Here is a 21,003-nt window from a genome sequence, read left to right on the forward strand (position 1 = left end):
TTATCTGGCACCGGCATGGGGCCATTGGGCTATTTTTGCTGTTTGCCCGTCGAGCCAGCCTGATGGTGAGCGGCGGCGGCGTTTTGCAGGTCGTTTCCGGGTGGGTGTGTGTTTTTCGTCCGCACGGCTGCAGGCGAGTGAGACGCTGAGAAGGTGGCGGAGGAATATCCGAGCGCAGGGCGTGCGACCTTGCCGGCCAAAGATGTGGGCCGGCTGCTGCTGCGGTGCGCCGATCGGCCCGGGCTCGTCGCGGCGGTCAGCACATTTCTCGCCGAATCGGGCGCCAATATCGTGTCGTTGGATCAACATTCGACCGAGCAGACCGGCGGTACGTTCATCCAGCGCACCATATTTCACTTGCCGGGATTGACCGCGGCACGCGACGATCTGGAGCGCGCGTTCCGTGACCGGGTGGCCGACCGCTTCGACATGGACTTCCGGCTTACCGAGGCGTCGAAACCCAAACGGGTGGCGATCATGGCGTCCAAGGAAGACCACTGTCTGCTGGATCTGTTGTGGCGCAATCGTCGTGGCGAACTCGACATGTCGGTGCTGATGGTGATCTCCAATCACCCCGACCTCGCCGATCAAGTCCGCCCGTTCGGGGTGCCGTTTCTACATGTGCCCGCTACCAAGGAGATTCGCGCCGAAGCGGAGCGGCGACAACTCGACCTGTTGCGGGGCAACGTCGACCTGGTGGTGCTGGCCCGCTACATGCAGATCATCAGTCCGCAGTTCCTGTCCGAGGTCGGCTGCCCGATGATCAACATCCACCACTCCTTCCTGCCCGCCTTCATCGGTGCCGCGCCCTACCGACGGGCCAAGGAACGCGGCGTCAAGCTGGTCGGCGCGACGGCTCACTACGTGACCGAGGAACTCGACGACGGGCCGATCATCGAACAGGACGTCGTGCGGGTGGATCATCGCCACACGGTCGAGGATCTGCGGCGCCTGGGCGCCGACGTCGAACGTCTCGTACTGTCGCGGGCGGTGTTGTGGCACTGTGAGGACCGCGTGATTCGGTACGGCAACCAGACCGTGGTCTTCTAGGAGGAGCAGTCGTGAAAACGTTCAGCGGGCTTGACGAGTTCGTCGCGGCGAAGGGCAGTCAGCTCGGCCCGACCGAATGGCTCGAGATCACCCAGGATCGGGTCAACTTGTTCGCCGACGCCACCGACGACCACCAGTGGATCCACGTCGATCCCGAGCGGGCGGCGAAGGGTCCGTTCGGCGGCACCATCGCGCACGGACTGCTGACGCTTTCGCTGCTGCCGCACTTCACCCATCAGCTCTACACCGTCGACAACGTCAAAATGGCGATCAACTACGGCTACAACAAAGTCCGGTTCATCACGCCGGTCCGGGTGGGCGCCAAGTTGCGTGCACGCGCCGAGATCGCCGATGTCACCGAGCTCGACGGGGCGGTGCAGGCCACGCTGAACATCACGGTGGAGATCGAAGGTTCGGAGAAGCCCGCCGCCGTCGCGGAGTCGATCGTCCGGTTCATCGGCTGAGTTCGGCACGGGCGCGTCTGACAACTGTCAGAATTCATTGACGGGCGTCAGGGGCCGTTGTTAGGGTCCAGGCGTGGATCAGTATCCGCGGACTGCGGTGATCGGTGCAGGCATCAGCGGACTGACGGCCGGCAAGATGCTCAAGGACTACGGCGTGCCGTACACCACCTTCGAGGCATCCGACCGGATCGGCGGCAACTGGGCATTCGGCAACCCCAACGGGCACAGCAGCGCGTACCGCTCGCTGCACATCGACACGTCCAAACATCGGTTGTCCTTCAAGGACTTTCCGATGCCCGAACACTTCCCGACGTTTCCGCACCACTCCGACGTCAAGGTGTATCTGGACGCTTACGCGCAGGCCTTCGGGTTGCTGGACCACATCGAGTTCAACAACGGTGTCGTGGCGGCCCGCCGCGGCGATGACGGCGTCTGGCAGATCGAGGACCAGGCGGGGCGCACCCGTGAGTTCGATCTGCTGGTCGTCGCCAACGGCCACCACTGGGACCCGCGGCTGCCCGACTTCGAAGGCACCTTCACGGGCCAGACGATCCACTCGCACCACTACGTCGATCCGCAGACACCGCTGAACCTGACGGGCCAACGGATCCTCCTGGTGGGCATCGGGAACAGTGCCGCGGACATCACCGTCGAGCTGTCGTCGAAGGCGCTGCAGAACAAGGTGACACTGTCGACCCGGTCCAGTGCATGGATCGTGCCCAAGTACATCGCGGGCCGACCGGGGGACACGGTGTGGCGGACCACGCCGTATCTGCCACTGTCCTGGCAGCGCAAAATGATTCAGTTGCTCGCGCCCGCCATGGGTATCGACCCGACGCTGTACGGCCTGCCGCCGGTCAATCACAAACTGTTCGAGGCGCATCCCACCCAGTCGGTCGAGCTTCCGCTCCGGCTCGGCTCCGGCGACGTGATCCCGAAGCCGAATGTCACCCGACTCGACGGTGCCACAGTGCATTTCGAGGACGGCACCAGCGACGAGTTCGACACGATCATCTACGCCACGGGCTACAACATCACGTTCCCGTTCTTCGATCCCGATTTCATCAGCGCCCCGGACAACCACATCCGGCTCTACAAGCGGATGTTCAAACCCGGCATCGAGAACCTCGTCTTCATCGGCTTCGCGCAGGCGGTGCCGACGCTGTTCCCGTTCGTTGAGTGCCAGTCGCGCCTGCTCGCCGCGTACGCCGTGGGGCGATACGCGTTGCCGTCGGTGGCCGAGATGGAGCGGGTGATCGACGCCGATCAGCAACTGCACACCGGACATTGCACCGACCGGCCGCGCCACACCCAGCAGGTGGACTACTTCTACTACGAGCACGATATCCGCAAGCGGGAGTTGCCGGCGGGGCTGCGAAGGGCCCTGGCCGCGTGACATACACCGAGGTCAGCTTCGATTCGGCCGGGGTGTCGTGCAGCGCCTGGCATTTCCGCGGCGCCGGCGATGGTCCGCGACCCATCGTGGTGATGGCGCACGGGTTCGGGGGCACCAAGGATTCAGGCCTCGCGCCGTTCGCCGAACGGCTCAGCGCGGCGGGTATCGATGCGCTGGCGTTCGACTACCGAGGCTTCGGTGCGTCGGAAGGCCAACCGCGCCAGACCCTTTCGACCAAGCGCCAGATCGCCGACTACCACGCCGCGGTTGCGGCCGCGAAACGGCTGCCCGGAGTCGACGGGGTGGTGTTGTGGGGTGCGTCGTTCTCCGGCGGGCATGCGCTGCGGGTGGCCGCAGAACGCGACGACATCGCGGCGGTGATCTCGCTGACCCCGATGACCAGCGGGCTGGCCGCCGGTCGCGCCGCGGTCGCGTCGCGTGACGTGCTCTCGGCGCTGCGGTGGACTCTCACCGGCGTCAAGAGCCGAATTGCGGTGGCAAGGGGCAGATCTGCCATCATGATGCCGTTGGTCGCCCGGCCCGGTGAGCCCGGCGCGCTGGCTCTCGACGGCGCCTATGAGAGCTATCTGTCGATGGCGGGACCGACGTGGCGCAACGAGATCGATTCGGCCGTCGGGCTGGAGGCAGCGCTGATCCGCACCACGCCGTCGGCGAAGAAACTGCGGTGCCCGGTGCTGGTTCAGATCGCAGACTTCGATCGCTATGTGCCCGCCGATGCCGTCGCCAAGACCGCGGCGCACGCCCGGGCTCAGGTCCACCACTATCCGTGCGACCACTTCGACGTCTGGCCCGGCCATCAATGGTTCGACAAGGTGGCCGCGGATCAGGTGGCGTTTGTGACCCGCGCGCTCGTCGGCGCCGCTCAGAACTGAGTCGAGCCCAGGTCCACCGCAACGCCGCTCGCGGTGACCATCCGGGATTCGTTGCTGGCCAACCAACATGCCGCATCGGCGATGTCCTCGGGTTCGGCCACGTAGTCCGGCAGAAACGGGGTGACCATTTTCATCAGGCCCGGATTGGTCTCTTCCGCGCGGCCCAACGCCGCGACCATGTCGCCGGTGCCCATCGGTGTGTTGACCGCACCCGGATGAAGGCTGTTGACCCGGATCTTGTACTTGCCCAGCTCCGCGGCGAACGCGCGGGCCATCCCGGTCACCGCATGCTTGCTCGCCGTGTAGTGCACCATGAACGGCTGCATCTTCAACCCGGCGGCGGATCCGATCAGGATGATCGACCCGCCGCGGCCGCCGTCGATGATCTTCTGGGCGCCGGCCATCACGGTGTTCCAGGTGCCGACGACATTGATGTCGATGACCTCGCGGAACGATTCGGGCGTGATCTCGTTCCACGGTTCGGGCACCGAGATGCCGGCGTTGGCGACGATGATGTCGAGCCTGCCGAACTCCGCGACACCATTGTCGACGGCGGCCTTCAGCGCATCGAGGTCGCGAATGTCGGCTTTGGACGCGATGATTCGCCGGCCGGTGGCCTCGACCAGACGCACCGTCTCGGCGAGATCCTCGGGCGTCGCCGACTCGTACGGAACACACGACGGCAGCGGACCGGCCAGATCGACGGCGATGATGTCGGCGCCTTCCTTGGCCATCCGCACGGCGTGGGCTCGGCCCTGACCGCGGGCCGCACCGGTGATGAAGGCGACCATCCCGTCGAGCCGGCCACTCACTTCTGCGCCCCCTTGACGAGATTCGATCCGATGATCAGGCGCTGTATCTCGCTGGTGCCTTCGTAGAGCCGCAGCAATCGGACGTCGCGGTAGATCCGTTCCACCGGCACTTCGCGCATGTAGCCGGTGCCGCCGTGGATCTGCACCGCGAGATCGGCGACGTTGCCTGCCATTTCGGTGCAGAACAGTTTGGCGGCCGACGGCGCGATCCGGCGGTCTTCGTCGTCGACCCACTTGCGGGCCGCGTCGCGGACCAGGGCCCGGCCCGCCAGCACGCCGGTCTGCTGATCGGCGAGCATCGCCTGCACCAACTGAAAATTGCCGATCGGCGTACCGCCCTGCGTCGCGGTCGCCGCGTATTGCACCGATTCGTCGAGCGCGCGTTGCGCGGTGCCGACGGCCAGCGCGGCGATGTGCACGCGGCCGCGGGCCAACGTCGTCATCGCGGCCCGGTAGCCGATGTCCTCGTTGCCGCCGATCAGCGCGGCGGCGGGCACGCGGACGTCGGTGAAGCTGACGTCGGCCGTCCATGCGCCTTCCTGACCCATCTTCGCGTCCTTCGGGCCGACGGCGACGCCCGGTGCATCGGCGGGCACGAGGAAGACGGCGATACCGGTGCCCTTGTCGTCGGCGGGCCGGGTGCGCGCGAAGACGATGAACAGGTCGGCGACGGGCGCGTTGGTGATGAACCGCTTCTCACCGTTGATCACCCAATCACCGTCTTCGGCAACGGCTTTCGTGCGCAGACCGGATGGGTTCGAGCCGGCGCCGGGTTCGGTCAGCGCGAAGGAGGCGACGACGTCGCCCGAGGCGATGCCCTCCAACCAGCGCGCCTTCTGCTCGTCGGTGCCGAATCCGACGAGGACTTGGCCGGCGATGCCGTTGTTGGTGCCGAACATCGACCGCAGCGCCAGCGAGGTGTAGCCCAACTCCATCGCCAGTTCGACATCCTGCACGAGGTTCAGGCCCAGCCCGCCCCACTCCTGGGGGATCGCATACCCGAACAGGCCCATTTTCTTGGCCTGGTCGCGCAGGTCGTCGGGGACCTTGTCCTCGGCCAGGATCTCCAACTCGCGCGGCACGACCGCGGTGCGGACGAAGTGACGGGTCTGGTTCAGGATCTGCTGGAAATCCTCGTCGCTGACGTCAGCGGTGGTCATCGAGGCGCTCCTCTGTGCCGGGCGGTGGTTCGCGGCGATCATATATGAAATATGATGTTCGATCGTGTGGGGCCCGTGGCGGCCTCACCGTTGAGATTGCAGTCAGGGCTGTGATCGCGGGCAGTTGACGCCCCTGGGCGCAATCTCAACGACGGCTTTCGAGTGAAGGTGGTGATCAGGTGTCGTTGCTGACCGGTCAGACGGCGGTCGTCACGGGCGGTGCGCAGGGATTGGGCTTGGCGATCGCCGAGCGGTTCATCGATGAAGGCGCCCGCGTGGTGCTCGGCGACGTGAACCTCGAAGCGACGGAGGCGGCGGCGAAGCGCCTTGGCGGTGACGACGTCGCAATCGCCGTCCGCTGCGACGTCACCAAGTTCGACGAGGTCGACGGGCTCGTCAGCGCCGCGGTGGAGCGCTTCGGCGGCCTGGACATCATGGTCAACAACGCCGGTATCACCCGCGATGCGACGTTGCGCAGGATGACCGAGGAGCAATTCGACCAGGTCATCGCCGTGCACCTGAAGGGCACCTGGAACGGGTTGAAGTCGGCCGCGGCGGTGATGCGGGAGAACAAGCGCGGCACGATCGTGAACATGTCGTCGATCTCGGGCAAGGTCGGCCTGGTCGGGCAGACCAATTACTCGGCGGCCAAGGCCGGCATCGTCGGCATGACGAAGGCCGCGGCCAAGGAGCTCGCGCACCTCGGCGTGCGCGTCAACGCCATCCAACCGGGATTGATCCGATCGGCGATGACCGAGGCCATGCCCCAACACATTTGGGACCAGAAGCTCGCTGAGGTGCCCATGGGCCGGGCCGGCGAGCCCGACGAGGTCGCCAAGGTGGCGCTGTTCCTGGCCAGCGATCTGTCCTCGTACATCACCGGAACGGTCGTCGAGGTCACCGGTGGGAGGTACGTGTGACACGCCAGGCGGTCATCTGCGAACCGGTCCGGACACCGATCGGCCGGTACGGCGGCATGTTCAAGTCCCTGACCGCGGTGGACCTCGGCGTCGCCGCTTTGAAGGGCCTGCTGGAGCGGACGGGCCTGGCGCCCGATGCCGTCGAGGACGTCATCCTGGGACACTGCTATCCCAGCAGTGAGGCCCCGGCGATCGGGCGCGTCGTCGCATTGGATGCCGGTCTGCCCGTGACGGTTCCAGGTATGCAGGTGGATCGCCGCTGCGGGTCGGGTCTTCAGGCGGTGATCCAGGCGTGCCTGCAGGTCGCGAGCGGCGACAACGACGTCGTCGTCGCGGGTGGCGCCGAAAGCATGAGCAATGTCGTCTTCTACTCCACCGACATGCGGTGGGGCGGAGCCCGTTCCGGTATCACTGTGCATGATGCGCTGGCCCGCGGCCGCACCACCGCCGGCGGACGGCACTACCCGGTGCCGGGCGGCATGCTCGAGACCGCGGAGAACCTGCGCCGCGAATACGGCATCTCCCGTCAAGAGCAGGACGAGCTCGCGGTGCGGTCGCATCAACGCGCGGTGGCCGCGCAGAAGGACGGCATCCTGGCCGAGGAGATCATCCCGGTGGCGGTGCCGACCCGACAGGGGGAGGAGCGGATCGACACCGACGAGCATCCGCGCGCAGACACGTCGCTGGAATCGCTTGCCAAGCTCAAACCCGTTCTGCTGAAGGATGATCCAGAAGCCACCGTCACCGCCGGCAACGCCAGCGGGCAGAACGACGCGGCGTCGATGTGCGTGGTGACCACGCCGAAGAAGGCCGCCGAACTGGGTCTGACTCCGCTGATCCGACTGGTGTCGTGGGGTTCGGCGGGTGTCGCGCCCAATGTCATGGGAATCGGGCCGGTGCCGGCGACCGAGGCGGCGCTGACCAAGGCTGGGCTGTCCCTGAGTGATATCGACCTGATCGAACTCAACGAAGCCTTCGCCGCGCAAGCCCTCGCGGTGATGCGCGAGTGGCGGTTCACCGCCACCGATCTCGATCGGACGAACGTGCACGGCTCCGGAATCTCGCTCGGTCATCCCGTCGGCGCCACCGGTGGCCGGATGCTCGCGACGCTGGCGCGTGAATTGCGCCGACGCGAAGCCCGATACGGGCTGGAAACCATGTGCATCGGCGGGGGCCAGGGCCTGGCAGCGGTATTCGAAAGGGTGGTCTGATGACACGACTCGCCCAGACTCTCGGACTCACCGAGTTTCAGACCGAGATCGTCACGACGGTAAGGCAATTCGTCGACAAAGAGGTCATTCCGAGTGCGCAGGAACTCGAGCGCACCGACACATATCCGCAGGCCATCGTGGACGCGATGCGCGAAATGGGATTGTTCGGACTGATGATTCCCGAGGAGTATGGCGGTCTCGGCGAATCGTTGCTCACCTATGCCCTGTGCGTCGAGGAACTCGCCCGCGGCTGGATGAGCATCTCGGGCGTCATCAACACCCACTTCATCGTGGCCTACATGATTCGCCAGCACGGCACCGATGCCCAGAAGCAGAGGTACCTGCCGCGGATGGCGACCGGTGAGACGCGCGGCGCGTTCTCCATGTCCGAACCCGAACTGGGTTCCGACGTGGCGGCGATCCGCACCCGCGCCACGCGTACGGACGACGGCGCTTACATCATCGACGGCCAAAAGATGTGGCTGACCAACGGGGGCAGCTCGACACTGGTTGCGGCGCTGGTGCGCACCGACGAAGGCGCCGAGAAACCGCATAGCAATCTGACCGCGTTCCTCGTCGAAAAGCCGACCGGCTTCGGCGAAGTCGCGCCCGGATTAGTGATTCCGGGCAAGATCGACAAGCTCGGCTACAAGGGCATCGACACCACCGAGCTGATCTTCGACGGGTATCGGGCCAACGCCGACGACATTCTCGGCGAAGCGCCGGGCCAGGGCTTCTTCCAGATGATGGACGGCATCGAAGTCGGCCGCGTCAACGTCTCGGCCCGCGCCTGCGGCGTCGGCATCCGGGCGTTCGAGCTGGCAGTGCGGTATGCCCAGCAGCGGCATACTTTCGGCAAGCCGATCGCCGAGCACCAGGCGATCGCGTTCCAATTGGCCGAGATGGCGACGAAAGTCGAGGCCGCGCATCTGATGATGGTCAACGCGGCGCGGTTGAAGGACTCTGGCGAACGCAACGATGTCGCGGCGGGCATGGCCAAGTATCTGGCCAGCGAGTTCTGCTCCGAGGTGACCCAGCAGAGCTTCCGGATCCACGGCGGCTACGGCTATTCCAAGGAATACGAGATCGAGCGGCTGATGCGCGACGCCCCGTTCTTGTTGATCGGTGAGGGCACCAGCGAGATCCAGAAGCAGATCATCAGCAAGCGGCTGCTCGCGGACTACCGGATCTGACCGATGACTGCGCCTGAATTCGCTTCGCGCCCGCAGCTTTCCGAAGATGTGGCCCGCTTCGTTCGCAAGCGGATCTTCGACGGCACGTATGGCGCGGGCGAGTACATTCGCCTCGACCAGCTGGCCGCGGAACTGGGCATCAGCGTCACACCGGTACGTGAGGCGCTGTTCGAACTTCGGGCCGAGGGACTGCTGGCCCAGCAGCCGCGCCGGGGCTTCGTGGTGCTGCCGGTGACCGAGCGCGACATCAGCGACGTCTCCCACGTGCAGGCGTACATCGGCGGCGAGCTCGCCGCCCGCGCCGCGGCCAACATCACCGACGATCAACTGCGTGAGCTCAAGGAGATCCAGGCCCGGCTCGAAGATGCGTACGGCAGCGACGACGACGACCTGGCCGTACGGCTCAACCACGAATTCCACAAGGCCATCAACGTCGCCGCCGACTCACCTAAGCTGGCCCAGTTGATGTCGCAAATCACCCGCTACGCACCGGAATCGGTGTTCCCGACAGTCACCGGCTGGCCGAAGAAGTCGATGAAGGACCATCGGCGGGTGCTCGATGCGCTGGCGAAGCGCGACGCCGAGCAGGCCCGCCAGGCCATGTCGGAACACCTTGCGGCCGGGGCGACTCCGCTGATCGACCACCTCAGCCGGTTGGGCGTCGTCGAGGGCGACCGCTGATGGGCGTCCTCGACGGCATCCGGGTGCTCGACTACGGCCGCTTCATCGCCGCGCCGTGGTGTAGCGCACTGCTGGCCGATATGGGTGCCGACGTGGTGCGGGTCGAGAAGCGCGAAGGCGGAGAGGACCGGTGGGTGCAATCGGTCACCGACGGCGGTGAGGGCGGCACGTTTCTGCAGTGCAACCGCAACAAGCGCTCGCTGACGCTGGACTCCACCACCGAAGCGGGTGCGGAGATCACCCGAAAGCTGGTGGCGCAGGCCGACATTGTCGTCGCAAACATGCCCGCGGCGGGAATGCGCGCCAGCGGGCTGGATTATGAGTCCCTGCGCGCGGTCAACCCGAAGATCATCCTCGCCAGCGCCACCGCCTACGGCGAGGGCGGTCCGTACAGCGACCGGATCGGCTTCGACGGCGCCGGCCAGGTGATGTCGGGCGCGGTCTACCGACAGGGTCTGCCCGAGCTGCCGATCCGCACCGTGGTGCCCTATGCCGACTTCGGCACCGCGCTGACGCTGACCATCGGTGTGATGATGGCGCTGTACCACCGCGACCGCACCGGCGAGGGCCAGCACGTCGAGGGCGCGCTATTGCCCACCGCGATGATGCTGTCGAACGCCTTCCTGATCGAGCGTGATCTGCTCGGCGTCGACAAGCCGAGGATGGGCAATCGCGGAACTTCGGTCGCGCCATGTGATTTGTACCGGACGTCCGACGGCGGCTGGGTGCTGTTGCAGGTGGCGGGTCAGCCGATGTTCAAACGCTGGTGCCGGTTGGTGGGACGCGAAGAACTGTTCGACGACCCACGGTTCGCCGACGACGACCTGCGCTGGGAACACGGCGATGTCCTCAACGACATCATGGCGCAGTGGTGCGTCGACAAGACCAAGGCCGAGGTGCTGGAGCGCCTTGAAGCCGTCAAACTGCCGGCGGCGCCATTGCATTCGCCACAGGATGTGCTCGACGATCCGCATGTGCAGGCGATGGGGTATTTGCAGCGGGTGGCGTTTCCTGGCGCCTCGCGTGACGTGCCGATCATCGAGACGCCGTTTCGGCTGTCGGCCACGCCGGGCACGATCCGGCAGCGTGCCCCGCAGCTCGGCGAGCACACCGATGAGATTCTCGGCGAGATCGGCTACGGCGCCGACGAGATCGCGGGGTTGAGGGCGCGCGGCATCGTTTAGTCGTTGAGATTGCGCACAGGGTCGTGGAATTCACGAGAACGCAGCCCTGAGCGCAATCTCAACATTGCATCAGTAACTCGCGAAGTGCGGGCACGTCGACCTTGCCCGTCGAACCGCGTGGAATCGCGTCGTCGCTGTCCAACACCAGCCACACCGATGGCACCTTGAACGAGCTCAACAGCGCACGGGCCTTGTCGTGTAGTTGCTCGGCGGTTTTGGTGTCGCACACCACCGCGGCGGCCACCCGGTCACCACCCACGTTGGTGACAAACGCATTCCGCACGCCGTCGATGGTTCGCAACGCCTCCTCGACCTCGCTCGGGTAGACGGTCGCGCCGCTGACCTTGAACATGTCGTCGGCCCTGCCGTGGTAGAACATGAACCCGTCCGCATCCAGATGCCCGAGATCGCCGGTGGGGTAATACCCGTCGGGCGTGAACACCTCCTCGCGGCTGCGGCGGCAGATACCCCGCATCACGTGCGGTCCGCGGATCTGGATCTCGCCCACGGTGTCCGGCGGCACCGGTTCACCGGTGTCGGGGTCGACGATCCGAAGATCCATGCCTTCGAAAGGTTTTCCGCAACTGCCCCACGCCGATTCCGGCATGTCGGTGTCGGCGGCGTAACCGCAGTACGGCCCGAACGCCTCGGTCATGCCGAACAGCTTGGCCCGCGCCCCGGGCTGGCTGCGCAGCTCGGGCGGCAGCAGGGCCTCCAGGCTGCCAGGGCGTAACGCCGAGAGGTCCGCCGTTTCCGCATGGCGGGCAAGGGCTTCCGCTTGGTCGGGCCAGCCACGGAACAGTGTGACCCGTTCACGCTCCAGCAGGCGGATCGTGCTGACGGGCTCCGGCACCGGTTCGGTGACCAACGTCGCACCCGCCAGCAGAGCGGAGAGCAGACCGCCGCCGAAGCCGCCCACCCAGAAGAACGGCATCGGCAGATACAGCCGGGTGTCGGTGTCGATGCAGCGGGCGGCAAGGCCGGATCCGACCGCCGCCAGAGCATTGCCGTGGGAGTGCACGACGCCCTTCGGCGGTCCGCTGCTGCCGGAGGTGAACATGATCGCCATCGGATCACTCGGCGCCACGGTGTCAGCCATCGCGTCCACCATGCCCATCGCCGACTCTTCCACGGCAGTGTCCAAAAGGCTTCCGGCAGGCCAGATCTGCCGCAGCGCCGGAAGGTCGTCGGGGGAGGTGAGCTCGGACCGCAGATCGTCGAGATAGCGGTGGCCACGGAACTCCTCGACCGTCACCAGCATCTGCACCGCCGCGACCCGCAGCTGGGCCACCAGTTCGCGCGGCGCCAGAAGCGTGGACAGCGGCACCAGCACCGCGCCGATGCGAGTGAGTGCCAACGCGATCTGCACCCATCGCACACCATTGGGCATGATCAGGCCGACCCGGGTGCCCTTGGTGATGCCGACAGCGACGAACGCCGACGCGAAAACGCTTGTGGTTCTGTCCAGTTCACCGTAGCTGAGGCGGGCGTGCGGGTCGATCACCATCGGCTTGGCCGGGTCTTGCGCTGCGCGGGACCGGATGAGCCGATCGATGGTCAGTTCAGACATCGAACAGCTTTTCCAGGTGGACACGGTCCACTTTGCCGCTGGAGAGCAGTGGAACGTCGGCGGGCGGGACGGAGACGAACCGCCGGGGAATCTTGTAGGCCGACAGTTCAGTTCTCAGCGCCTGCCTCAGGGACGCTTCATCGAATCCATCGTCGGTGACCACCACCGCGGCCACCACCTGCCCGCGTTCGCGGTCGGGCAACCCGATGACATGCGCGACGGTACCGGCGGTGACCTTGGCGATCGCCCTCTCTACCTCTGCCGGCGCGACATTCGCGCCTGCCGTCTTGATCATCGAGCCCCGTCTGCCTACGAAATAGTAGAACCCGTCGGCGTCGACACGCACCAGATCACCGGTATGAAACCAGCCCTCGGCATCGAAGCATTCCTCGCGACTGCGCTTGTAATAGCCCTGCATCACATACGGCCCACGAATGCACAGTTCCCCGACGCCGTCGGTGTCACAGTCGATGACCTTGGTCTCGAAGCCTGGTGCCGGTTTGCCGTACGAGCCGCGTCGGTGTTGGGCCTGATCGGATTCGTCGCCACATATCAGCACGACGCTGCCGGCCTCGGTCATCCCGAGCATATTGTGGCGCAACTCGGGATCGGCTGGTCGTGCCTCGGGCGCCATGATCGGATAGAGGTTACCTCGTCGCATCGAGGTCAGGTCGCGGTCGGCGAAACTCGGATGCCCAGCCAGGTGCGCGATGGAGGCAACGAAACCGTTGGTGATGGTGGGCTTTTCGGCCTCGAGCAGGTCCAGCGTCTCGTCGGCGTCCGTGGCGTTGGAGCACACCAGCGTGGCGCCGGCGACGAGCGTGGCCAGCAGACCGAACGCCAGCCCGCCAATCCAGAAGAACGGTGAATTGCAGAACAGCTTGTCCTGGGCTGTCAGCCCGCGGATCTCGTTGAGGTTGCGCTGGTGTTCGAGCAGAGCAGCGTGGGTGTGCACCACGCCTTTCGGCGTGCTGGTCGACCCGGAGGTGTACACGATGGCCAGCGGATCGCAGCCGTCGACGTCGTCTTCCAACGCCGAGAGCAGACTGGGGTCCACTGATTCGCCCAGCCCGCTCAGCGCGTCGACGTCGGTGAGCACATGACGCAGCTGCGGGACCGCGGTGTTGAAAAGCCGCGTCCCCGGGCGAAAGTCACCGCACACCTCTGCCAGACGCTGTGCATAGTCGTGCGCGCGGAAGGTCCTGGCGGTGAGGAGAATTTCGACGTCGGCGTGCACGAGCTGCCTGCGTAACTCGGGTGCGGTGGCAAAGGTGGTGAACGGCACCACCACGGCGCCGATCCGGGCGGCGGCCAGCATGCCCACCACGAACGCCGCGCCGTTGGGGTACAGCAGCCCGACATGCGTGCCCTTACCCGCGCCCATCGCGATCAACCCGCGGGCCAGCTTTGCGGATTCGCAGTCGGCCTCGGTATGACTGATCCGATCGGCGTCGCACACCAGCAAGGGTTTGTCGCCGTGGGTGCGTGCCTGCTCGCGCAGGGTTGCCGCGACGGTCGGAGAGCTACCGGGCATGCTCGCGTTCGGCGACGAAATGGCGACGGACCTCGCCGAGGTCGGGCTTGCCGGACGGAGTGCGCGGGATGGCATCGACGATCACGATATCGGTCGGAATCTCATAGCGCGCCAACCGTGTCCGCAGGAATTCCAACAGTTCGGCGACATCCGTCCCGGACTCGCGCAATTCCACCATCGCAACCGGTGTCTCGCCAAGCCGGGCGTCCGGCCGCCCGACCACAGCCGCACCGGCCACGGCGGGATGGCTCTCCAATGCCGCACGCACATCGTCGGGCATCACCTTGAAGCCGCCGCGGATGATCGCCTGGTCGGCACGGCCGAGGATCCACAGAAAGCCGTCGGGGTCGATGCGCGCCATGTCGGTGGTGTGCATCCAGTCGGCGTCGGGGCCGAGCTGCGCGGGCTTGACCTCCAGCAGGCCCGGCTCATCGGGGCCGAGGGGAGTGCCGTCGTCGTCGACGACCCGCAGCTGGGCACCCGGATTCGCCCGGCCGACGCTGCCGCGTTTGGACGTCCAGAACTTCTGGTGGTCGGCGAGCGTCCAGCCCGCAACGCCGCCACCGAATTCCGTTGCCGCATAGGACGTCAGCACCGGAATGCCGAACTTCTCGGTGAACGCGTCGGCGTCGTCCGCCGACAGTGGGGCGGTGCCTGAGGTGACCGCGCGGATACTGGACAGGTCCTCGCGGGTGAGGTCGGAATGCAGGACCATGCGCAGCGCGGCGGGCACCAACGACACTGCGCGCGGTCGGTGTTCGCGAACCGCTTCGGCCCACCGGTCGAGTTCGAATCGTTCCAGTAGCACGAATGGGCGGGCCTCGGCGATGCACAGCAGGACCCGGAACACGCCACCGACGTGCACCAGTGGGGAATTCACGATCGCCACACCGCGCCGCAGTTCGGTCGGGCGCGGAGACTGAGCGGGGTCGCCACCCATCACACTGTGCGCCAACATGTCATAGGTCAAATCCACCCGTTTGGGTGGGCCGGTGGTCCCGCTCGTCAGCATCCACACCGCGACGCCGGGACGACCCGGGTCGGGATTGCGCGTGGCGGCGGGAGTCAGCTCTGGCGCCCGGTCCAGATCACCGATCGTGACCACTGCGGTCGCCGGTGACGGCGTGACAAGCGTTGCGATGTCGTCCGATTCGCCGACGATCACAGGAAGGCGCAGCGATTCGATGTCGGCGCGCGTCCGGTCGTCACCGCGGGACGGGTTGATGACCACGACGGTGCCGCCGGCCTCCAGGACGCCCAGCAGCGCGGCGACGTGAGCGGGCCTGTTGCGCAGCATGATTCCGACGCTGGGAGCGTCGCCGCACTGTGAGACAAGCGAGGAGATCTGATCCGCGTACTCGCTGAGGCGACCCCACGTCACCCACAGCCGGTCGAACTGGATCGCCCGCGCGCCGGGATCGAGGTCCAGCACGTCGGCGATGCGACGACTGAGCGGGTGCGTCATCAGCGGATCCGCGGTTGTGCCGCCGGGCCGTTGCCGTGCGCGCCGAGTTCTGCTTGGCCCAGCGGGTTTCCGAGCCTGGTATAGATCAGGTTCTGCTCGAGCGCTGCGCGGTAGGGCTTGTCCAGCGACTCCCAGATGGCTTTGACCGTGCCCTGCGTGGCCGATGGTGGCTTCGCCGCGATGCCCGCCGCGATCTCATGGGCCCGCGCCCACAACGCGTCGCGTTCGACCACTTCGGTCACCAGTCCGATCCGCAGTGCGGTCTCCGCGCTCACGCGTTCATCGTTGCCCATCAATGCGATTCGCAATGTCTCGCCCAAGCCGACGCGGCGCATCAACCCGATCGGTTCCAGCGCACACACGAGGCCGGCGGTGACGTGCGAGTCGAAGAACGTGGCGTCGGTGGAGCAGACCACCACGTCGGCCTCGTTGATGAAATAGAAGGCGCCGGCGGTGCACATGCCCTGCACGGCACACACGACGGGCTTCCACATCTTCTGCCACTTCGGGCTCAGCTTCTCGCCCGGATCCTCGTGGTTCCACACGTTGTCCGGCTGCCCATACGACGACTTGATGTCCAGCCCGGCGCTGAACGCCCGATCCCCGGCGGCGCGCAATACCACCGCATGCACCGCGTCATCGAATTTCACGATGCGCCAGACCTCGGCCATCTCCTCACACATGGTGCGGTTGAATGCGTTCAGCCGCTCCGGGCGATTCAGCGTGATGGTGGCAACCCGGTCGGTGGCGTCGACATCGAGCAGAACCGTTTCGAAGTTCATCGGCACTGCCAATTCGGTGACCGCTTCTCGACGAACGCGCGCGGACCCTCGAGGGCATCTTCCGTCCGCAGCACCCGCTCGCGAAACGTCTCGGCGAGGATCTCGCCCTCGAGCAACGGCAGGTCCAGTGTCTTGTGGATGGTCAGCCGGGTTCCGCGGACCGCCAGTGGCGCATTGGAATTCACGATGTCGGCGATCTCGTGGGCCCGTTCGAGCAGACGGTCGTGCTCGACGACTTCGGTGATCATCCCGAGCTCGTAAGCGCGCTCGGCGCTCATCCGCTCGTGCTTGCCCATCAGCGCCATCCGCAGCGCGACCGACCGCGGAAGCGCCCGCGCCAGCCGCACCATCTCGCGGGCCGCAACCAGGCCGATGGACACATGCGGGTCGAAGAACGTCGCCTTGTCCGAGGCGATCACGATGTCACCGGTGGTCACCCAGTCCAGGCCTGCGCCGCAGCAGATTCCGTTGATCGCCGCCAGCACGGGTTTGGCCATCCGGCGAAACGGGGGCGTGCCTTCCTGCGGCGCCTCCCACTGGTCGTACGTGGACAGATACGGCCGCTCGTAGATCACCTTCCCGTCCTCGGGAATCTCCTTGACGTCCGCACCGGTGCAGAACGCGCGGCCGGTTCCGGTGACGATCATCAGCCAGATGTTGTCGTCGTTCTCGGCCTCGTCGTAGGCGGCGCGCAATTCGGTGATCATGTGGGGGCTAAGCGCATTGAGCGCGTCGGGCCGGTTGAGCGTGATCGTCGCCTTGTGACCGTCGACGTCGTATTTGATGGTGTCGAACGAGTGTAAAGACATGGGGTTCCTTATCTGGGTCTACCGACCATCGAAGTTCGGTGCGCGCTTCTCTCGGAATGCCGCCAGTCCTTCTTTGAAATCAGCGGTGCGGCAGGAGAGTTCGACGCCGTAGAGTTCACGGTCCATGGACTGAGCCAGCGTCGCGTGAAGGCCGTAGTGGATGGCTTGTTTGGCCAGCCCGACGGCCACCGTGGGGCCCGCCGCCAGGTCCGCCAGCAACTGCTCGGTGGCCGCCTCGAGATCGTCCGCGTCGACGGCATGGTGAATCAGGCCCCAATCGGCGGCGTCGGCGCCGGTCACCTTCTCGCCGAGCAGCAGCATGCGCTTGGCGCGTGACAGGCCGGCCAACCGGGGCAGCAGCCACGTGGAGCCCGAATCCGGACTGAACCCGCGTGTCACGAAGGGCTCCCAGAACGTCGCTTCGGCCTCGGCGATGGCGAAGTCGGCGGCGAGCGCCAGGTTGCAGCCGAGGCCGACCGCCCAGCCGCGCACGCTGCACACCACCGGCAGGTGTATCGACGTGAGCAGTTCGATGACGCGGTTGGCGGTCTGCGGAATGCGGCGCACCAGATCGCCCGTCCGCGGACGTGGGCCGCCGCTGTTGGTGGCCACCCAGTCGGCACCGGTGCAGAAGTGCTCACCCGCGCCGGCGATGCAGATGGCGCGCAGGGTGTCGTCGGTCGCGGCGTCGGTGAGGATGCCGACGAGTGAGTCGATCATCTGATGGCTCAACGAATTGCGTGCAGAGGGGCGTTCGAGGGTGATGCGCAGCACCGCGCCATCGCGAGAGCCCGTCACCGCACCCACTTGAGCACCCGACCTTTCCACATATTTACGGTTAGCCATACAGTAGGCAATACGATTACTATCCTGTACAAGTTAGCAAGGAAAGCGTCTCGAGGGAACACGTGCAGAAGATCCGTCAGCCACGAGTGGCCGAAATCGTGGCGTCGCGGTTGCGGGACGACATCCTCTCGGGGCGGCTGAAGGAAGGCGACGTGCTGCCGACTCAGGAGAGTTTGTTCTCCGAGTTCGGCGTGAGCCCGCCGGCGCTGCGCGAAGCCATCCACATCCTCGAAACCGACGGCCTGATCTCGGTAAGACGAGGCAACGTGGGTGGGGCTGTCGTGCATCTGCCGTCCGCTGAGCGCACCGCCCACATGATCAGCATGGTGTTGCAGGCGCGGGCCGCAACCCCGGCCGACGTCAGTGGGGCGCTGATGCATCTCGAGCCGATCTGCGCGGGAATGTGCGCCGCCCGCGAGGACCGCATGGCCGAGGTTGTTCCGGTCCTCGAGGCCGAAATTACGAGACAGGAAGAGCAATTCGACGACGAATCGCGGTATGTGTCGAATGCCCGGCGGTTTCACGAAGCCATCGTGTCGCGCTGTGGAAACGAGCCGATGATCCTGCTGATCGGATCCTTGGAGTTGATCTGGTCCGCGCACGAGTCCTCGGTATGGGCCGACGACGGTGACCCCATGTCGCACAAGACGATGCGCGCCGCCCTACGTGATCACCAGCGGCTTCTCGACGCGATCCGCGATGGCAATGCGCCGCGGGCGGTCAAGCTGGCGCAAGAACATCTGGCGGCCGCCCGGCGCAACACTCTCGCCGTCGGGGCTGACAAAACCATTGAGGCCAAGCTGATTTCGAACACCAACCATCAGGAGTCTTTCAGATGACATCGTCCACCGATGACCGCGTGCTCTTCGACGTCGACCACGAGAAGCGGATCGCGACGATCACGTTCAACAATCCCAAACAACGCAATTCGTATGACGCGCCCATGCGCGATGCGATCGCTCACTGTCTGGATGAGGTCGCCGACGACGACGACGTCACGGTGGTGCTGCTGCGGGGCGCTGACGGGGTCTTCAGCACCGGTGCCGATATGAACAACGCATACGGCTGGTATGGCGACAAGGGCGACCAAAAAGACCAGAAGCGTCGGCCCAGCCAACGGCGACGGCTGGCCGTGGACCGCAAATCCTTCGGCTTCTACCACAATTTCATGGGCTTTCCGAAGGTCACGGTCGGCGAGATCAGCGGCTACGCCTTGGGCGGCGGATTCGAGATGGCGTTGATGACCGACATATCGGTGATCGCCCGCGAGACCAAGATCGGCATGCCGGCGACCCGTTTCCTCGGACCAGCGCTGGGCAGCCTGCACATGTTCTTTCACCGGCTCGGCCCGGTGCTGGCCCGCCGTCTGCTGCTCACCGGCGACATCATCGAAGCGGGCGCCGTCGAGCACCTCGGTGTGTTCACCGAAACATGCAGCGCCGCAGCGGTTCCCGCGCGCGCCCGCTATTGGGCGGAGAAGGCCGCGAAGATGCCGGCCGACGGGGTCGTCATCGCCAAGGAGGCGTTCCGCCTCGTCGAGCAGAGCCAGGCATACCAGGGCGAGGAAGTCGCCAGCTACCTCTTCCACGCTTACGGGACCAACCTGCAGTTCGCGCCCGGCGAGTTCAACTTCGTCAAGACGCGTGCAGAGCACGGGACCAAGGAAGCCTTCCGGCTGCGCGACGAGCACTTTGACGTCCCCGAGCCAGAGGTGCAGTAGACCCGCGTACAGTTAGCGCTACAGTATTTGGTAAATTTGTAACGTCGAACGTCCCGCCTACCCGAGGTTGTAGAACATGCCCACACCCGTCATCGTCGGCGCCGCCCGGACTGCGATCGGACGTTCGTTCAAGGGAACGCTGGTCAATACCCCGCCGGAAACGCTGATCACCACCGTTCTGCCTGAAGTCGTGCGCCGCTCCGGCATCGATCCCAGCGCCATCGACGACATCATCTTCGCCGAATCGCATTACGGCGGCGGCGATCTCGCCCGCTACGCGGCCGCCGCCTGCGGTATGGAGGACGTGCCCGGCCAGTCGGTGAATCGGCACTGCGCGGGCAGCCTCACCGCGATCGGCAATGCGGCCGCGCAGATCGGCTCCGGTATGGAGCGTGCGCTGATCGCGGGTGGAGTGCAGTCGTTGTCGATGACGCCGCTGGTGAACTGGCGCATCCCCGGTCCGGAACTGAAGTTCGAGGAGCGGTGGATGCCGCCGACGCACCCCGAGACGCCGGATGCACCGTGTAAGGACATGTCGATCACCGTGGGATGGAACACCGCGCAGGCCGTCGGTATCACCCGCGAAGAGATGGATGCGTGGGCGGCGCGCTCACATCAGCGGGCCATCGCGGCGATCGACGCAGGCAAATTCGTCGACGAGATCGTGCCGCTCAAGGTGCAGCAGTTCGACGGCTCCGTCGTCGACTTCAGCGTCGACGAACACCCGCGACGCGACACCACCGTCGAGAAGCTGGCGGCGCTCAAGCCGCTTCATCCTGAGATCGAAGGCTTTTCGATCACCGCGGGCAACAGCAGCGGCACCAATGACGCCGCGGCCGCCGTGGCGCTGGTCGATGCCGATTATGCCGCCGCCGACAAGCTCAACACGCTGGCCACCGTCAAGGCGTGGGCGTCCGCCGGTGTGCCGCCGCGCGATTGCGGTTTGGGCGCTGTGAAGGTGATCGGCAAGGTTCTCGATCGTGCGGGACTCAAGGCGTCGGATGTCGCGCTGTGGGAGATCAACGAGGCGTTCGCATCCGTGCCCATCGCCGCATGCCGCGAGTACGGCATCGACGAGGAGCTCGTCAATTTCTCCGGAAGTGGTTGCAGCCTCGGCCATCCCATCGCCGCCTCCGGTGCGCGCATGGTGACCACGCTGGTTTACGAGTTGCAGCGCCGCGGCGGTGGCATCGGTGTGGCGGCCATGTGCGCCGGCGGCGGCCAGGGCGGCGCGGTCATTCTCGAGGTCTGACGAGCGATTTCGGCGTGGCTGGTCGCGCTGACGGGCTGTATCGAAATGGTTTCGCGCCGAT

20 protein-coding genes are annotated in these 21,003 nt (G+C 65.9%); 12 read left to right on the plus strand and 8 right to left on the minus strand.

Going from position 1 to position 21,003, the window contains the following annotated elements:
* The first annotated feature begins 153 nt into the window (after nt 1–153).
* The 4 genes from purU (at nt 154) to CWS39_RS24175 (ending at nt 3,803) form a co-directional block, all read left to right on the plus strand.
* Nucleotides 154–1,050, plus strand: coding sequence for a formyltetrahydrofolate deformylase (gene purU, locus CWS39_RS24160; protein WP_102145430.1), 897 nt, complete (start codon nt 154–156; stop codon nt 1,048–1,050).
* An 11-nt stretch (nt 1,051–1,061) separates the two neighbouring features.
* Nucleotides 1,062–1,514: a MaoC family dehydratase gene (locus tag CWS39_RS24165; RefSeq protein WP_102145431.1), complete on the plus strand. Its 453-nt coding sequence runs from the start codon at nt 1,062–1,064 to the stop codon at nt 1,512–1,514.
* A gap of 73 nt (nt 1,515–1,587) precedes the next feature.
* Entirely contained in the window at nt 1,588–2,910 is a 1,323-nt protein-coding gene (locus tag CWS39_RS24170) for an NAD(P)-binding domain-containing protein (protein WP_102145432.1), read from the plus strand.
* A complete protein-coding gene (locus CWS39_RS24175) occupies nt 2,907–3,803 on the plus strand; it encodes an alpha/beta hydrolase (RefSeq protein WP_102145433.1) in 897 nt (298 codons plus the stop codon). The genes CWS39_RS24170 and CWS39_RS24175 overlap by 4 nt, the downstream gene beginning before the upstream one ends.
* On the opposite strand, the gene CWS39_RS24180 is transcribed toward CWS39_RS24175, so the two are convergent.
* Nucleotides 3,794–4,615, minus strand: a complete 822-nt coding sequence (locus CWS39_RS24180) for a mycofactocin-coupled SDR family oxidoreductase (protein WP_102145434.1) — start codon at nt 4,613–4,615, stop codon at nt 3,794–3,796. The two genes, CWS39_RS24175 and CWS39_RS24180, sit on opposite strands and share 10 nt — an antisense overlap.
* Nucleotides 4,612–5,775, minus strand: coding sequence for an acyl-CoA dehydrogenase family protein (locus tag CWS39_RS24185; RefSeq protein ID WP_102145435.1), 1,164 nt, complete (start codon nt 5,773–5,775; stop codon nt 4,612–4,614). Before CWS39_RS24185 ends, CWS39_RS24180 begins: the two co-directional genes overlap by 4 nt.
* 179 nt (nt 5,776–5,954) lie before the next feature.
* Between CWS39_RS24185 and fabG the strand changes: the two genes are divergently transcribed.
* From fabG to CWS39_RS24210, 5 genes are read left to right on the plus strand one after another with little or no spacing between them, the layout of a single operon-like run.
* Nucleotides 5,955–6,695 (plus strand): 3-oxoacyl-ACP reductase FabG, encoded by a 741-nt coding sequence (gene fabG, locus CWS39_RS24190; protein WP_199178282.1) that lies wholly within the window; start codon nt 5,955–5,957, stop codon nt 6,693–6,695.
* Nucleotides 6,692–7,906 (plus strand): acetyl-CoA C-acetyltransferase, encoded by a 1,215-nt coding sequence (locus tag CWS39_RS24195; protein WP_102145436.1) that lies wholly within the window; start codon nt 6,692–6,694, stop codon nt 7,904–7,906. Before fabG ends, CWS39_RS24195 begins: the two co-directional genes overlap by 4 nt.
* Nucleotides 7,906–9,099 carry an acyl-CoA dehydrogenase family protein gene (locus CWS39_RS24200; protein ID WP_102145437.1) on the plus strand — a complete coding sequence of 398 codons (1,194 nt, stop codon included), beginning with the start codon at nt 7,906–7,908 and terminating at the stop codon, nt 9,097–9,099. Before CWS39_RS24195 ends, CWS39_RS24200 begins: the two co-directional genes overlap by 1 nt.
* A gap of 3 nt (nt 9,100–9,102) precedes the next feature.
* Nucleotides 9,103–9,780 carry a GntR family transcriptional regulator gene (locus CWS39_RS24205; protein WP_102145438.1) on the plus strand — a complete coding sequence of 226 codons (678 nt, stop codon included), beginning with the start codon at nt 9,103–9,105 and terminating at the stop codon, nt 9,778–9,780.
* Entirely contained in the window at nt 9,780–10,964 is a 1,185-nt protein-coding gene (locus tag CWS39_RS24210) for a CaiB/BaiF CoA transferase family protein (protein ID WP_199178283.1), read from the plus strand. Before CWS39_RS24205 ends, CWS39_RS24210 begins: the two co-directional genes overlap by 1 nt.
* A gap of 58 nt (nt 10,965–11,022) precedes the next feature.
* Here the strand turns inward: CWS39_RS24210 and CWS39_RS24215 are convergent, their stop codons facing one another.
* From CWS39_RS24215 to CWS39_RS24240, 6 genes are read right to left on the minus strand one after another with little or no spacing between them, the layout of a single operon-like run.
* Nucleotides 11,023–12,534 (minus strand): class I adenylate-forming enzyme family protein, encoded by a 1,512-nt coding sequence (locus CWS39_RS24215; protein WP_102145440.1) that lies wholly within the window; start codon nt 12,532–12,534, stop codon nt 11,023–11,025.
* Nucleotides 12,527–14,068, minus strand: coding sequence for a class I adenylate-forming enzyme family protein (locus CWS39_RS24220; RefSeq protein WP_102145441.1), 1,542 nt, complete (start codon nt 14,066–14,068; stop codon nt 12,527–12,529). The genes CWS39_RS24215 and CWS39_RS24220 overlap by 8 nt, the downstream gene beginning before the upstream one ends.
* Nucleotides 14,058–15,533, minus strand: a complete 1,476-nt coding sequence (locus CWS39_RS24225; protein ID WP_102145442.1) for a class I adenylate-forming enzyme family protein — start codon at nt 15,531–15,533, stop codon at nt 14,058–14,060. The genes CWS39_RS24220 and CWS39_RS24225 overlap by 11 nt, the downstream gene beginning before the upstream one ends.
* Complete coding sequence (locus CWS39_RS24230) at nt 15,533–16,315, minus strand: enoyl-CoA hydratase/isomerase family protein (protein WP_102145451.1); 783 nt, start codon at nt 16,313–16,315, stop codon at nt 15,533–15,535. The genes CWS39_RS24225 and CWS39_RS24230 overlap by 1 nt, the downstream gene beginning before the upstream one ends.
* On the minus strand, nt 16,312–17,124 hold the full coding sequence (locus tag CWS39_RS24235; RefSeq protein ID WP_102145443.1) for an enoyl-CoA hydratase/isomerase family protein: 813 nt from the start codon (nt 17,122–17,124) through the stop codon (nt 16,312–16,314). The genes CWS39_RS24230 and CWS39_RS24235 overlap by 4 nt, the downstream gene beginning before the upstream one ends.
* An 18-nt stretch (nt 17,125–17,142) precedes the next feature.
* Complete coding sequence (locus CWS39_RS24240) at nt 17,143–17,970, minus strand: enoyl-CoA hydratase/isomerase family protein (RefSeq protein WP_102145444.1); 828 nt, start codon at nt 17,968–17,970, stop codon at nt 17,143–17,145.
* Nucleotides 17,971–18,032: 62 nt separating this feature from the next.
* Between CWS39_RS24240 and CWS39_RS24245 the strand changes: the two genes are divergently transcribed.
* The 3 genes from CWS39_RS24245 to CWS39_RS24255 all read left to right on the plus strand — a co-directional run bounded on the left by CWS39_RS24245 (nt 18,033) and on the right by CWS39_RS24255 (nt 20,942).
* The gene (locus tag CWS39_RS24245) at nt 18,033–18,809 is read left to right on the plus strand and encodes a FadR/GntR family transcriptional regulator (protein ID WP_102145445.1); all 777 of its coding nucleotides are present in this window, start codon (nt 18,033–18,035) and stop codon (nt 18,807–18,809) included.
* Complete coding sequence (locus tag CWS39_RS24250; RefSeq protein WP_102145446.1) at nt 18,806–19,690, plus strand: enoyl-CoA hydratase/isomerase family protein; 885 nt, start codon at nt 18,806–18,808, stop codon at nt 19,688–19,690. Before CWS39_RS24245 ends, CWS39_RS24250 begins: the two co-directional genes overlap by 4 nt.
* A gap of 76 nt (nt 19,691–19,766) precedes the next feature.
* Nucleotides 19,767–20,942 (plus strand): thiolase family protein, encoded by a 1,176-nt coding sequence (locus tag CWS39_RS24255; protein ID WP_102145447.1) that lies wholly within the window; start codon nt 19,767–19,769, stop codon nt 20,940–20,942.
* The last annotated feature ends 61 nt before the right edge of the window (nt 20,943–21,003 follow it).

Origin of the sequence: Mycobacterium hubeiense (genome assembly GCF_002838065.1) — a bacterium.
Taxonomy (GTDB): domain Bacteria; phylum Actinomycetota; class Actinomycetes; order Mycobacteriales; family Mycobacteriaceae; genus Mycobacterium; species Mycobacterium hubeiense.